Origin of the sequence: Oceanispirochaeta sp., from assembly GCF_027859075.1 — a bacterium.
Classification (GTDB): Bacteria; Spirochaetota; Spirochaetia; order DSM-2461; family DSM-2461; genus Oceanispirochaeta.
This window is the reverse complement of the sequence record NZ_JAQIBL010000355.1, coordinates 1-13,571: the sequence shown is the minus strand read 5'-3', so window position 1 is coordinate 13,571 and position 13,571 is coordinate 1. Positions and strand designations below refer to the sequence as shown.

Sequence of the window (13,571 nt, the reverse complement as noted above, 5' to 3'; positions counted from 1 at the left end):
AAATAATCCTTAAGAAACTTTCCGCACCAATGGGTTCCTCTGGTGATTCCATCAAAGAATGGATCGCAGACCCGGGCGGCTCCATCCACAATGTCCAGGGGGGGTTGAAAGTCATGGAGGTCCTCCTTCAGTTTGGAGAGTTGAGCCGGATCTTCATCGGTGACCCAGCCCGTGTCGACGGCATTCATATAAATACCAAAATCAGCCAGCCCTCTGGCCGAAGTATGAGTGAGCATATTCAGAGCGGCCTTGGCCATATTGGTATGGGGATGACGTTCTGTTTTCTTGAATCGATGAAACTTCCCTTCCATGGCAGAGACGTTGACGATATGTTTTTGACCCGTATTATCCCGTTTCATCATGGGGGTTAATCTGTTACATAGAACAAAGGGAGCCACCGCATTGACCAGCTGGATTTCAAGCATCTCGGAAGTCTGGATTTCACCCAGTTTCAATCGCCAGCTGTTGGTCTTTCGCAAATCGACCTGCTGCAGATCCACATCCAGTTTCCCCTCCGGAAAAATCGCTTCAGTTGAAAGAGTGTCATCATAGGTGTAGGGAATCTGAGAGAGGCGGGCCGACTCTCGAAGCCCAATCCCGGGGAGTATGCCATGCCAGGAAACAGGCAGGGCTGATTCGTTGCTGAGATCCGACTGGTTCAATGAATCCAGTTTACCCGTACAACCCTGAAAATTTTCCATCAGTTTCTGCGCCTTCCCGGGCAGATCATAAAATGATATTGATTCATTCTCCATCATATGAGTATAAAATCCCGGAGGACGGCGTACAGTTTGAGCGGCATTATTGATCAGGATATCCAATCGGCTGTAAGTCTGCTCTATATGGCTGCAGAAGATTTCTACACTGGGAGTATGCCTTAAATCCAGACCATAGATATGGAGCCGGTCACCCCACTCCTTAAAACCCTCTTCACGGGCATAGCGCAATGCAGAATCCACTGGGAAACGGGTGGTTGCGATCACCGTGGCTCCCGCTCTGAGCATCATCATTGTGGCCTGATAACCTATTTTTAAACGGGAACCCGTAATCAAGGCGACCTGACCGGATAAATCGGCGGTTTGGAAGCGTTTTTGATAATTCAATTCCCCGCAGACAGGGCACATGGAATCATAAAAGAAATGAAGTTTTGTAAATTCAGCCTTACAGACATAACATTTCCGGGGAGAATGGAGGGTCAGTGTCTCATCCTTCGAGTGATCCCGGAGCAGGAGCTGGGCCGGAGCCGTAAAAACCTCGAACTCACGGGCCTGGCGAATACCGGTAGAGGCCCGTGCTTTCCGTTCGGACAGCACGATTTGCTGCCGTTTCAGCTTGCGGGATGCCTTGTTTCGCTGTTTCCTCTGATGGACGTCCGGTTTTGAGAGAATGCCTGCAGATTTCATGAGTTCAATCTGCTGTTCCTTCGGCAGCTTGGAATAATCCTCATTATGGGCTGCAAAATGGGAAAGCACAGCAATACACTGTTCAATATCCTCTTCTGTAAAGACTTGCTTAAGACTGGTGTTCACGTTCTTTCCCTTAAATACTTATATTAATCTTTTGAGCATTATATCGAAAGAGGGATTAAGGGGGAATGTCATATTCCTCGTTTGACAATGATCCTCGCTTTTTTAAAATAAGTATTCTTTAAGCGTTATCTCTCTTTATGCCAGCTCTCCTGATCCAATCAGCATTTCTATAACTGATATGTCCATCTTCCTGAAGGCAAACCATCTTTTGCCCAAGTCCTTCAATGACGCTCCAATGTGATACAAAATTTGATTATCAATAATCAAAAAACTATCGTGAGCCTTGCTAAATTGCTTAACATTAATTTTGGGGTACTGCTCATTGTGTTTTTGAATATCAAGTTCCAACTTTTTAGAAATATTTTTTGTAAGAATGGAAAGAGACACACCATTTTTTCTTTTACTGAAGAGAACCAGAACGCTTTCATCAATTCTTGACTCCTGTTTAAACTATGTATAATCCATGGACTATGATGGACATGTTCGTGAATACTCTAAACAGGACATTTTTGAGCAGGTCAGGAAGGCTGTTCACGGGCATATTAAGGAGGTGAATTTCTGACTAAATTACACATAAAATTCCCCACTGGGTAGTTGGGAAAAATAATTGCAATAATGGGGAATTTTCACTTGCAAAAAATACAAGCAGAAGGTGTAACGTTTATGGATCAAACTCAATGTTCATTTAAAATACTTTTTTGTAAGGGATTGTTTCCGTTGAACCATCTTCTATAGCATCTATTCTTCTATCTATTTCACTGTTCCAGATATTTTCAATTATTGAATCAGGCTGATCTAGACTCAGAAGGAGTGCTTCAATAATCTGAGATTTTTCTTTTGGAGACAGATTTAATGCTTCCTTTATCATTTCTTGTGTACTCATAAAATTAGTATACCAGATTTTGGTAAGAATATCGATATTCGAGCCCATTGAGGGCGAGAGGTCATGCAGGATTTGATTTAGTTAAATTTCACTCCATTGTCCGGCCATGAACAAGCAGGCAAAAGGGTAGCCCTCGTTTTATCTCTCTCAAAATATAACAGGAAAACTGTCTTACTTATTGCATGTCCGATTACCGGTAAATCGAAGGGAGACCCTTTCGGGGTTCAGATTAATAGGAAAAAGATAGATGGTGTTGTTTTATAAGAGAAGGAAAAACTTCTTTTATAATACAATAAAAGCCACTCAGCAAGTAACCTTTTATGGGCTTCACCAAAGGAAATACCATGTTTTTATATGTTAGATTGATTTTCAGTGGAGAACTATCGCTGAAAATCCTGAGCTTTTACCGAATATGTCTGGTTTTTTCAATTCGCTGTGCGTGTACAATAACGGACTGTTAAATTTGGCCTTTAGCTAGTCAAACATCGGGATTTATATGAAAAAACTCCTTTTCTAGTACTTTCGGGTGATGCGTTGTCCGGCAAATGGACCTTATCCTATTTGAGTAGAGTTCTCTCTGGTCTGGAGGATACATAGCATGAAAAAAATAAGTAATATCCCAATCGTTATTGGAATCGTAGCGGTACTTCTATTGGTATCTTGCTCGGGACCAAATGATTCAACAGCAAGCGACCCTCTTCTTAGTGACCCGACACCAGGCAACGAAAAAGCCTTTACCGCCTTCGGGTTCACAGCCGCAAGCAATGCTGCTCTTTTAAGTGATGTAGCAGGAACTGTCAGCGGCTCCACTGTTTCGGCAACTGTCCCGTATGGAACAGATGTAAGCGCTCTTGTGGCAACATTTACGGCAAGTGGAACAGCTATCGCCGTGGGCGGTACGGCTCAAATAAGCGGAACCACGGCTAACGACTTTACTTCTTCTGTAACCTACACCGTAACAGCAGAGGATAGCAGCACTCAGGACTATACGGTTACCATAACAATAGCAATTGCGGCGGCAGAAGGTGCCGGCTTTGGCAGTGCATCCAGTCTTGGAGATACCGGTGTATTGACTTTGCCAGAGTCTGCACAGAACCTGACCATGATCTACGCTAACGGTTCTACTAGTATAACCTTCCCCACCGCATCTGAGGACATTACGACAAAAACGTTAACCACCAGGTTCTGGATGGGAGAAACTGAAGTTACGAGTGCTGTTATGGCTGCAGTTTTTCAGTGGGCTTATGATAATGAACAATTTTCAACCACAATAGCTGATCATAACGGCCTCGATGAGACTATGGCAAAACACGGTGGACAGCTGCTATTGAACCTTGGAAGTACTGATTGCCATGTTATTTTCAACGAATCAGAGGGGACCTTCACAGCTGAAGACGGTTATGAGAACAATCCGGTAACCAATGTCAGCTGGTACGGCGCTGTCATGTTTTGTAATTGGCTGACAGAAATGCGGGACGGAAATACTGCAAATGTGGTCTACACAACCATTGATACAGATTGGCTAGACGAAGAAACAACAGAGACTGCTAGCAATACAGGGTATCGTTTGCCTTCAGATCCTGAGTGGGAATATGCCGCAAGGTACCGGGGAAGTGATACGACAAATGTTGTGACTGGCACAATATATGGCACTGATTTTGATGCTATGACGACGAAATGGACGAAAGGAAATTCGGCCAGTAATGCGACTACTTTGTATAATGATGATAGCGGTAGCGGGGGCGATCCCGGAAAATCAGCTAACGATGCTGTTGCTATGTATAGGCGATACTGGGATGGTGCCTGGGCGGACAATGAGACTTCTGATGAAGCAGTAGTAAAGAGCTTGGGAATAAACAGTGCCAATGTCTTGGGGATATATGACATGAGCGGTAATGTTGCTGAATGGTGCTTTGAAGAGTTTCAGCAGAAACGGCTTATTCGAGGCGGGTATTGGAACCTTAGCGCATACTACCTGCAAGTTGGTTACAGTGAAGACGGCAACCCGACCGACATGACCTGGAGTCTTGGCTTCCGCCTGTGCAGGACCGCTGATTGAAAATCTGCTTTTATCACCGGCAAAAACAAAACCTCCGGGGATTATCCCGGTGGTTTTAGATATCAGTAAGGCTGAAGGCCTAGGCCATTGCTTTTTCGACGGCAACGGCGACGGCGACAGAGGCACCGACCATGGGGTTGTTACCCATACCGATGAGTCCCATCATTTCTACGTGTGCGGGAACCGAGGAAGATCCGGCGAACTGAGCGCTGGAGTGCATCCTTCCCATGGTGTCGGTCATATCATAGGAGGCAGGACCGGCGGCAATATTGTCGGGGTGCAGTGTCTGTCCTGTTCCTCCACCGGAGGCGACGGAAAAGAAATCTTTTCCCTGCTGATTGCATTCTTTCTTGTAGATACCTGCCGTGGGGTGCTGGATTCTGGTGGGGTTGGTGGAGTTCCCTGTGATGGAAACAGCCAGTGTTCCCTTATCATAGTCAAATTTTGTTTCAACATAGTTAAAACCATTGATCCTGGAGATCAGATAAGCCGCGTCCTGACCAAGACCGTTAAGGATGACCCTCAGGGGTTTGTTCTGACGGTGTTGGCGTTCTGAGCGATCTTGATGGCCCCTTCTGCGGCCGCAAAAGACTCGTGTCCTGCAAGGAAGCAGAAACAGTTGGATTTTTCGCTCAACAGGCGGGACACCAGCTGGCCGTGACTGATGCCGTCGTCTCTCTGGTCGGCAACAGAACCAGGGATACAGAACACCTGAAGGCCTTTTCCCAGAACTTCCGCCGCCTTGCTGGCCTTGGTGATGCCTCTATTCACAGCAATTGCCGCACCCATGACATAGGCCCAACTGGCGTTTTCAAAGGCGATATTCTGTGTTCTTTTTTACAATCTCATAAGGATCAAAGCCTTTATCCGTACAGATTTTTCTGGCTTCTTCCAAAGACCCAATGCCGTTCTCTTTGAGGACAACATCTATCTGTTTTATTCTTCTTTCATAACTTTCAAACAGTGCCATAGTATTTCTGCTCCTCCCTACTCGTGTCTCGGGTTAACAAACTTGACACCCTCGGCAAAGCGACCATAGCTGTTGGTACAGGCCTTTACCGCTTCATTGGCATCTTTTCCGTCTTTGACAATCATGTCCATCATGGGCCCGGTCTTTACGTACTCATACCCGATGATCTCATCATTTTTATCCAGAGCCAGTTTGCTGATATACCCTTCGGCAAGATTCAGGTAACGGGCTCCCTTGGCGATAGTTCCGTAGGTTGTTCCCACCTGGGAAACAAGGCCTTTTCCAAGGTCCTCCAGACCGGCACCGATGGGCAGTCCCCCCTCGGAGAAGGCAGTCTGAGATCGGCCGTAGGCGATCTGCAAAAACAGCTCCCGCATGGCCACGTTGATGGCATCACAGATGAGGTCTGTGTTGAGGGCTTCCAGGATGGTTTTCCCTGTGAGCAGCTCTGAAGCCATGGCGGTGGTATGAGTCATTCCAGAGCAGCCGATTGTTTCAATCAGACATTCCTGGATGATCCCTTCCATTGGAATGGGAGAAGATTAGTACTTGAGTCCTCTGGTAATGGGACACATTTCTTTTACTTCTACAGAGGAATCCATTTTTCCTCCAATATACACCGGGGTTGAAGCACAGCCCTGGTGTCATACTCTGTGCAAGGCCTCAGGGCCTTGTGTTGGTGAGTCTTTCCATTGAATGTGATTATTTTAAAAAGATGATAAAACACACATGGCAAGCTAAAAGAACAAAGATAATAGTTTTTTGATATACTATTGAAAACAAAAAATTTGAAAATAGGGTATGCCGGATTAATAAGAAATCTTTATTAATGGGTAGTTTTCAGACCGTAAATGATGCCGGTCTTTCCCCTGGGACGAATCTCAAAGAGAGACCTGAAACCATACTTTTTGTAAAAACTGATGCCCTTTTGATTATCAGAACTCACAATCAGATGCAGCCCGGAAATACCCTGTTCCTTGAGATGAGTCAGCAATTGATCCACCAGCAGATGGCCCAGTCCCTGCCTTTGATATTCAGGATGGATATTGATGTGGAGGTGGGCCGGATACTCCCGGTAGATCTTTCTGACCAAAACGGGATGTAGCCAATCCTGAACCTGGGCTTCCTTCTTTCTGTAGTACTCCAGTTCAAACTCCTTCAAAATTCCGGGGATTCTCCGGTCCAGCTCATCCAGATCTCTCTGAAGGGAAGGATAGTAATTTTGATTAAAATCCTTCTGGTAGCTTCTCGTGTCTGGAGCACAGAGGATCACTCCCACAGCCCGGTCGCGGGTCTCCTCAGCAACGACAAAGCAATGATCCCGGCAGTTCTGGAAATAGTATTCCCCCCAGCGTTTGTAGATCAAATCGGGCTGGGGATGATTCAGGCTATGGGGATTTGCGAGATGGATGATCTCTTTGAGGGCGGTCTCATCTTTTTCCATCAAATTTCTGACTTTCATGTTTTCAATCCTCTTTTATTTATTATTGGAACAGGGGTTCTCAGGAAAAAAGGAATCTCCATAAGAAGAAGACGAACAGCCCGCAGATGATAGAGGCCATAAGGGTGTGCTTTCTCATAAGGATCCCTGCCCCCAGAGCCGCGAGAGAACCGAAGATGTAGGCATTACCCCAGCTTATATCCCAACGGCCCTGAGGAAGCAGCACAGAGGGGAGGATGATCGCGGTTAATACGGCGGGTGGAACATAGTACAAAGCCCGCTCCATCAGGGAGGGCATTTGAAAATGGTCGGCCATTGCCAGCAGGACATAACGGACCAAAAATGTGACAGCCAGCATACCGGCAATCATGATAGCTTCCTGTAGGCTCATGCTTCGTTCTCCTTCAAACCGGTTTTTATCTTCACCATTCTCTCAGTGAGAAGACCCGCAGCGACACCTGCCAGAGCCGCGAGGATCAGTCCCAGTTTAAAAGGGAGGAAACCGGTCATCAGCGATACAGCCCCTGCTGTTATTACGCATACAAGGGAGGCTTTATTTTTAACAAAGGGAATAGTCATTCCGATAAAAGTGACGGGCATAGCAAAATCCAGTCCCCAGGAGGCTGCATCGGGAATACGGCTTCCAAGGATGAGCCCCAGGGCGCACCAGAACTGCCAGTTAAAATACATACCCAGTGATGCTCCCAGTTGATACCAGTGTTTCAAGGGAGAATCATCTTCCTGCCTATACCGGACAACGGAGACGGCAAAAGCCTCATCGGTCAACCAGAATGCCAGGGGGATTCTCCATCTCTGAGGAAGAGTCTTCAAATAGGGAAGAAGAGTGGCGCTATACAGCATGTGTCTCAGATTCACTACAAGGGTTGTAAAAATAATTATAACCACAGGAGCACCAGCGGCCACAAGTCCCACGGCAATAAACTGAGCGGAACCGGCAAAGACAAAGAGAGACATGGCCATGGCGGCTGCATTGGAGAGACCGGCGGTCACAGCCAGTGCCCCGTATATCAGACCGAAGGGAGCCGTCCCGAGTAAGAGAGGAATAGCCCCTCTGGCTCCACCCATAAATTCAGTGGTTCTGCTCTTATTTTTCATAATACTATCTGTTTTGTACCACTTGTCGGCTATTTTGGCAACTTGACAATTTTAGAAACAAACAGAGAAAGAGGAAAAAAGTGCTTTCAGAATGTATACTCTTTAATAATATGAACAAAAAAGTATTTAACACTGACAAACTCCATAAATTGAATGATCCGGTAAGGCTGAACTGGCTGCCTCCCCGGGAAATCTGGACATTCCTGAACCTGAAGAATCCCAAGGTATTGGTGGATTTTGGTGCCGGCACCGGATTTTTCACCTCACGAATGGCAGTATTTGCCCCGGAAGCAGATATTCATGCCATGGATATACAGCCCGAGATGATTGATTACCTCCAGGAACATATGCCCGATACTGTCTCGCCGATGCTTCTGAGGGGGAATACAATCCCTCTGGCAGACAATTCTGTGGATGCCCTGTGGAATATTGCGGTCTATCATGAACTGGAAGACCGGGATATTTTTCTTGCCGAAGTATTCCGTATATTAAAACCCGATGGAAAACTGTTGATTATTGACTGGGAAAAAGAAGAACCGGTTCTGGATGCCGGCCCGCCTCTCAAAAACCGTATCTCCGGGAAAAAAATCATTGAAGAAGTCCGGGACAGCGGTTTCAGAGAGATTCGGACCATGGTGACCCTTAATTCTCATATCGGTATCTGTGGAACAAAGCCCCAATAGACGGTTTATACAGAAAAAGTGGCATTCTTCTTGGACAAACGACGGCGGGATGCCATGATTTCATCACCATAGGACTCCAGAATTTTCGACAGCTTCTCTTCCAGAACAGGCATACCGAAAGCCTTCTTCATGGCATTGAAGCTGTTTTCAGTTCTCATGGTCCTCACTCCGGGATCATGAATGATCTGATAAATCTGCTGCAGACTGTTCGCGGGTATTATCAGACTGCCCTTTTCATCGTAATCATCACGGATTTCCACACATTCCAGCCCCCGGTTCATGATGTCAGTCTTATAAACCAGATAGGTGGCAACAACGAGAGGGACCCTGGCGGCTACTGTTTCCAATAGGGCATTCCCAAATCCTTCCCAGATAGGCAAATAGGTCACAAAGTCGGCATTAACGAGAACATCCCTGTTGGTATACAGTTTTCGTCCTTCCTTATCGACTCCTCTGACAGAAGCCACACGATGAGCAATCAACTCCAGCCGGACTTCCTCCCTCTCTGCCAGAGACTGGATACCCGTGATATAGCTGTCATCCAGCTCATCCCCCTGATACAGGGAGATAATAAAGCGGATACGGTCTTTCAATTCGGGGTATTTTTTTTGAAACTGGGAGACTAGCAGTATGGAGTCTTCAATCCTTTTGCGGGGAATGATTCTGGTAGGTTGTAAAAACAATATATCATCGTTACTGAAACCCAGATCAGAACGGAAACTGCTGTTGTATTCATCTTTCACGGGAGAGTTATTAAAATCCTCACAATTGGGGATGATGTGGGGATTGACCCTTTTTATGGTCCTCAGGTTATGAGCCGCATAGGAGGAGATAACAACATGCTCCAGCGAGGGATCCGAGGGCGGCATGATCTCTTTGAGAAGATCTTCCATATGATTGCCGCTGAATCGGCTCCTTTCCCACCAGAAATCATGATGATGAAAAATCACCCCCATCTTGTATTCTGAGGCCAGTTTATAGACGGCCATTCCGCCAATCAGAGTCATGGGCATGGCATTTGTGTTCTGGGCGATGAGGGTGTCTATCTTATGTTCAAGAATGAACTGGTGGATACCATCGGCAGCTTCTGCCCCTCTGTAATCGAGATCCTCAAGGATTTCCTTTTTTTTCTTTTCATTTTGATTACTCCTGTTTCCAGGAATGATATGAGGAAACATCATGAGTTCGATGGATCTCTGAAATTCTGAATCAAAACACAGCTCAGGTACAGTCAGCCTTCTCTCTTCGGGTACCAGGGTCAGATTTGCCGCGTATGAACCGGCAATGGTATAGATTTCATGACCAAGAGCCGTTAAAACTTGAATCCATTTATCGACCTCGAGAGAAACTCCGTCAACATCGCCCAGTTTGCCGCACACAACAGCCAGTCTAAATTTCTGATTCATTATACTCATTTGCCCTATTATTCAATATTTTTATTCTATCCTGAAGAGTATATAAAAAAACCGGAACCATGTCCCGGTGTATGCCTATTGATTATCAGATTTTCTATTCTTTTACCCCGCCCTCAGACAATCCGCCGGCCAGATTCTTCTGTATGAACATGAACAAAGCGATAACTGGTGTAGCCGTCAATACGGAAGCAGCCATAATTCTGTCCCATACGGCATTTTTAGACACAAATAGAGCTCTTAATCCCATAGGAAGAGTATAAAGGTCTTTGAAACCCTTTAAAAATACAGAAGCAAAGAGATACTCATTCCATGCTATCATAAAAGAATAGATATAAACTGTCACAATAGCCGAAATAGACAGAGGAATTATGATCCTCAAGATAGTCCCCATCCTGCTGGCACCTTCTATCATCGCAGCTTCTTCAATTGAATAAGGAATAGTTCTGAAAAAGTTCGCCAGCATATAAAGTGAGACCGGCAGTGTCTGCACCATATAGATCACAAGCAGAGCTGAAAAGGTGCCGCTTTTTGTTGCCAGAAATCCAAGACTGACACAGACTTTATACAGAGGTATTAACAATAGGATTCCCCCGAACATATAAACAAACAGAACCCCTCTTTGAATTGTTGCCCTACCTGGAAACTTCAGTCTACTGAAAGCATAGGCTCCGAATATGGCAATAATGACGGAGATAAGCGCCGCTACACCCGAAAGGATCAGAGAATTCATAAAAAACCTTAAAAAGGGAAAGACATCCCCGCTGTTCCTGTATTTTGCCAGGATTGTGTCTTTCTGATTCTTTGACATGTCGGGTGTATTTTCAAGAAGTTCAAGAATTGATTCAGGAACATTCTTCAAATCTTGTCCGATATTGAGCAATTCCTTGTAAGCATCTGTATTGACCTGTGTAGGAATCAGTGATGGATTTCCCCAGTCCCATTGATATTTCAAAGAGATGGATAGCATCTGAAAAAATGGAAAAATACAGAATAAGACAATAAATAGAATAAGCATAAAGAATCCGAAAGATCTGAGAGTGCTCCGTTTTTTTACCATTTGAGGACCTTCTTAACATATATAAGGATAAAACCGATGAGCAGGATAAACTGAATGAGAGCGAGAGCCGCCCCTTGCCCCATATCCATTGTACCGACAAATGCTTTAAAGTAAGTGTATATTGACAATACCTTTACATTTGTTGTAAGCAGATAGATTTCTTCAAATTTATTAAAATTCCAGATGACCCGTAACAGAATAATGGAACCGGTAACAAAATAGATTTCAGGAAGAGTTATAAACCTGAATTTTTCCCACCCCGATGCACCGTCCACTTCAGCAGCCTCAAAAAGGTTGTTATCAATACCCTGAAGTCTTGCCAGGATCATGAGGTAGGTGAAGGGGAAATTTTTCCATATACTGAAAACAATAGCCACCCAGACAGCAGAACTGGGAGACCCGATCAAATTGACTCTCTCATTCAGGAATCCCAAACGCTCCACCAGCACATCCATAACAATCCCGTTGACCGGATCAAATATAAACTGCCATGCAAAAACGACCGAAATGACAGGAGCAACATAGGGAAACAGGACGAGACTTCTGACAAGACCTCTTAAAGGAAATTCCTGATTCATAGCAATGGCGACGATCAGACCGAAGAGAGTGGTTCCTATGGTTGTAAAAAAAACATAAATCACAGTGGTCATCACTGATTTCCAGAAGAAAGGATCAATCAGGACTGCTTTGTGATTCTCCAGACCTATGAATGTATTTCCCTCATGAAGATTTACATCGAAGAAGCTTAAATAAATATTATAGATGATAGGATAAAGGATCATGGAAAGGATGACAAAAACGGCAGGAAACACGAGTCCCCAACCTAAAAGGATTTCCTTTTCCTTTTGTCCTAATTTTTTGGAGGGAAAGATTGTCGTCATAGGAATTGCTCCGGAAGGAGAGGCCTGCAAACAAGCCCCTCCTCAACTGGTTTAAAGAGAATCTCTGAAGTATTCAGAGATACGAAAAGAAACAGGTTTACTGAAGCTTTCTCATTTCTTCTTCAGCCCAGACCATAGCTTTGTCTACGCTCATACCTTCCTGTGTAATTTTATACAGCATTTGAGGTATGATCTGTTGAGAATAAATAGAACTGGCAGCAGCAATTCTATTGCCGTCTACAATACTGAAAGTTTCAATGTTATCCAGTCCGTCAATGATTTCGGCCATTTTTTCGGTTCCATAGTGGTTGAAAATCCCTTTAGGATCATTCTGAAATCTTGCATTTACAGCAATATCTTTTAATACAGGATTCATCCCGCCGGGAGCCATATGAAGCCAGGTAATATAAGCATTGGGAGTATAGAGGTAACGCAGGAATTTTTTTGCCGCCTCTGTCTTGGCAGGATCTCCCTGATCGGGCAATGAAAGAGAAACAACAACACCGAATCCGGCATCTTCAGTATGACTGATGGTAGAAGCCATTCTTGTATTTTCAACAAGATCCGGATCAAAACTGGTACCCGCCAGATCATTAAAGTTTTCACTGGTAAGGGAACCGGCTGCGACTTCAGCAATGGCCAGGTCATCCATGATGTAGGTTGAATAAAAGAACATAGCCATTCTTCCCTGAAGATAATAGTCTCGGGCTCTCCAGGTCTGAGGTCCGGGAGGATTATACTTTGCCACTTCTGCATAATATTCGATGGCTTCTTTCATTTCAGGCGTGTTGAAAACCAGATTTCCGTCTTTATCAAAGAGACCAGCACCATTAGACATGGCAAACTGGGTAAAACACTGTTCAGCATAGGCTTCGGGCTTTGTTCCTACCAGAATTCCATACTGGTTTTTGTCGGGTTGATAAAAATATTGAGCAGCTTTAAGGATATCTTCCCATGTGTTGGGAGGATTCAACCCGGCTTCTTCAAACCAGTCGGATCTATACCATATTCCCTGAACCCATCCGTGATAAGGGGCTGCATAATAAGTTCCGGAAATCTCTGTTTCATTGAGTTTGAGTGTTCCGGCATAAAATTGATCTTTGCCGACAGTATTAATCAAGTCAGTGACTGCTTCTGAGTTGAGAAGCCCCTGAGATCCGAAGGCGACCTGGTTTTCAGCCGGACTCTCAAGTAGGGCCGGGAGTTTACCGGCAGCAGCAGCGGTGTTAAGCTGAGTCGCCATATCATTTTCATCGACAGGTATGAGGTTTATTTTAACATTGGGGTTCATGATTTCAAAAGTATCAATAAGAACCTGAATCGTGGCCTGTCTGTCAGACTGTGTCTGGGTAGACCAGAAATCAATTTCAACTGGCCCCTGGGAGGCCATACTTTCAGCAGGACTTGCCGCCTCGCTTTGCCCGCCGGCAAACAGAAAAGATGACAGTACCATCAGAATCATTAAAAAACTAAACTTTTTTTTCATAAGAACTTCTCCTTTTGAGATTATTATTTAATTTTAATACGGGTATACAGG

13 protein-coding genes and 2 pseudogenes are annotated in these 13,571 nt (G+C 44.8%); 3 read left to right on the top strand and 12 right to left on the bottom strand.

What is annotated here, in order from left to right:
* The 3 genes from PF479_RS20220 to PF479_RS20210 form a co-directional block, all read right to left on the bottom strand.
* A partial coding sequence (locus tag PF479_RS20220; protein ID WP_298010808.1) for an SDR family oxidoreductase occupies positions 1–1,529 on the bottom strand: 1,529 nt, incomplete at its 3' end.
* A 135-nt stretch (positions 1,530–1,664) separates the two neighbouring features.
* A complete protein-coding gene (locus PF479_RS20215; protein WP_298010806.1) occupies positions 1,665–1,916 on the bottom strand; it encodes a hypothetical protein in 252 nt (83 codons plus the stop codon).
* Between the two features lie 298 nt (positions 1,917–2,214).
* Positions 2,215–2,397: an addiction module protein gene (locus PF479_RS20210; protein ID WP_298010804.1), complete on the bottom strand. Its 183-nt coding sequence runs from the start codon at positions 2,395–2,397 to the stop codon at positions 2,215–2,217.
* A gap of 111 nt (positions 2,398–2,508) precedes the next feature.
* On the opposite strand from PF479_RS20210, the gene PF479_RS20900 reads away from it, so the two are divergent.
* The gene (locus PF479_RS20900) at positions 2,509–2,676 is read left to right on the top strand and encodes a type II toxin-antitoxin system PemK/MazF family toxin (protein WP_367277269.1); all 168 of its coding nucleotides are present in this window, start codon (positions 2,509–2,511) and stop codon (positions 2,674–2,676) included.
* A 334-nt stretch (positions 2,677–3,010) separates the two neighbouring features.
* Positions 3,011–4,471, top strand: a complete 1,461-nt coding sequence (locus PF479_RS20205; protein ID WP_298010802.1) for an SUMF1/EgtB/PvdO family nonheme iron enzyme — start codon at positions 3,011–3,013, stop codon at positions 4,469–4,471.
* A gap of 79 nt (positions 4,472–4,550) precedes the next feature.
* Here the strand turns inward: PF479_RS20205 and PF479_RS20200 are convergent.
* The 5 genes and pseudogenes from PF479_RS20200 to PF479_RS20175 all read right to left on the bottom strand — a co-directional run bounded on the left by PF479_RS20200 (position 4,551) and on the right by PF479_RS20175 (position 7,998).
* Positions 4,551–5,441 (bottom strand): annotated as a pseudogene (locus PF479_RS20200) (GGGtGRT protein).
* A gap of 17 nt (positions 5,442–5,458) precedes the next feature.
* Positions 5,459–6,043, bottom strand: a pseudogene (locus PF479_RS20190) (hypothetical protein).
* 224 nt (positions 6,044–6,267) lie between these two features.
* Positions 6,268–6,903, bottom strand: a complete 636-nt coding sequence (locus PF479_RS20185) for an N-acetyltransferase (RefSeq protein ID WP_298010797.1) — start codon at positions 6,901–6,903, stop codon at positions 6,268–6,270.
* 40 nt (positions 6,904–6,943) lie between these two features.
* A complete protein-coding gene (locus PF479_RS20180; protein WP_298010795.1) occupies positions 6,944–7,273 on the bottom strand; it encodes an AzlD domain-containing protein in 330 nt (109 codons plus the stop codon).
* On the bottom strand, positions 7,270–7,998 hold the full coding sequence (locus PF479_RS20175) for an AzlC family ABC transporter permease (protein WP_298010792.1): 729 nt from the start codon (positions 7,996–7,998) through the stop codon (positions 7,270–7,272). Before PF479_RS20175 ends, PF479_RS20180 begins: the two co-directional genes overlap by 4 nt.
* 110 nt (positions 7,999–8,108) lie before the next feature.
* On the opposite strand from PF479_RS20175, the gene PF479_RS20170 reads away from it, so the two are divergent.
* Positions 8,109–8,681 (top strand): class I SAM-dependent methyltransferase, encoded by a 573-nt coding sequence (locus PF479_RS20170; protein ID WP_298010789.1) that lies wholly within the window; start codon positions 8,109–8,111, stop codon positions 8,679–8,681.
* A 5-nt stretch (positions 8,682–8,686) separates the two neighbouring features.
* Here PF479_RS20170 and PF479_RS20165 read toward each other — a convergent pair whose 3' ends face one another.
* The 4 genes from PF479_RS20165 to PF479_RS20150 form a co-directional block, all read right to left on the bottom strand.
* Positions 8,687–10,087 carry a glycosyl transferase family 1 gene (locus tag PF479_RS20165; RefSeq protein ID WP_298010787.1) on the bottom strand — a complete coding sequence of 467 codons (1,401 nt, stop codon included), beginning with the start codon at positions 10,085–10,087 and terminating at the stop codon, positions 8,687–8,689.
* A gap of 103 nt (positions 10,088–10,190) precedes the next feature.
* Positions 10,191–11,153 (bottom strand): carbohydrate ABC transporter permease, encoded by a 963-nt coding sequence (locus tag PF479_RS20160; RefSeq protein WP_298010784.1) that lies wholly within the window; start codon positions 11,151–11,153, stop codon positions 10,191–10,193.
* Positions 11,147–12,034 (bottom strand): carbohydrate ABC transporter permease, encoded by an 888-nt coding sequence (locus tag PF479_RS20155; protein WP_298010782.1) that lies wholly within the window; start codon positions 12,032–12,034, stop codon positions 11,147–11,149. Before PF479_RS20155 ends, PF479_RS20160 begins: the two co-directional genes overlap by 7 nt.
* 97 nt (positions 12,035–12,131) lie before the next feature.
* Positions 12,132–13,520: an ABC transporter substrate-binding protein gene (locus PF479_RS20150; protein WP_298010779.1), complete on the bottom strand. Its 1,389-nt coding sequence runs from the start codon at positions 13,518–13,520 to the stop codon at positions 12,132–12,134.
* Positions 13,521–13,571: the final 51 nt, after the last annotated feature.

What these genes read in the sequence shown, in the direction of transcription:
- PF479_RS20175 (WP_298010792.1), bottom strand. Translation starts at nt 7,998, where the DNA reads ATGAAAAATAAGAGCAGAACCACTGAATTTATGGGTGGAGCCAGAGGG.
- PF479_RS20160 (WP_298010784.1), bottom strand. Translation starts at nt 11,153, where the DNA reads ATGGTAAAAAAACGGAGCACTCTCAGATCTTTCGGATTCTTTATGCTT.
- PF479_RS20155 (WP_298010782.1), bottom strand. Translation starts at nt 12,034, where the DNA reads ATGACGACAATCTTTCCCTCCAAAAAATTAGGACAAAAGGAAAAGGAA.
- PF479_RS20170 (WP_298010789.1), top strand. Translation starts at nt 8,109, where the DNA reads ATGAACAAAAAAGTATTTAACACTGACAAACTCCATAAATTGAATGAT.
- PF479_RS20205 (WP_298010802.1), top strand. Translation starts at nt 3,011, where the DNA reads ATGAAAAAAATAAGTAATATCCCAATCGTTATTGGAATCGTAGCGGTA.
- PF479_RS20185 (WP_298010797.1), bottom strand. Translation starts at nt 6,903, where the DNA reads ATGAAAGTCAGAAATTTGATGGAAAAAGATGAGACCGCCCTCAAAGAG.
- PF479_RS20165 (WP_298010787.1), bottom strand. Translation starts at nt 10,087, where the DNA reads ATGAATCAGAAATTTAGACTGGCTGTTGTGTGCGGCAAACTGGGCGAT.
- PF479_RS20180 (WP_298010795.1), bottom strand. Translation starts at nt 7,273, where the DNA reads ATGAGCCTACAGGAAGCTATCATGATTGCCGGTATGCTGGCTGTCACA.
- PF479_RS20150 (WP_298010779.1), bottom strand. Translation starts at nt 13,520, where the DNA reads ATGAAAAAAAAGTTTAGTTTTTTAATGATTCTGATGGTACTGTCATCT.
- PF479_RS20210 (WP_298010804.1), bottom strand. Translation starts at nt 2,397, where the DNA reads ATGATAAAGGAAGCATTAAATCTGTCTCCAAAAGAAAAATCTCAGATT.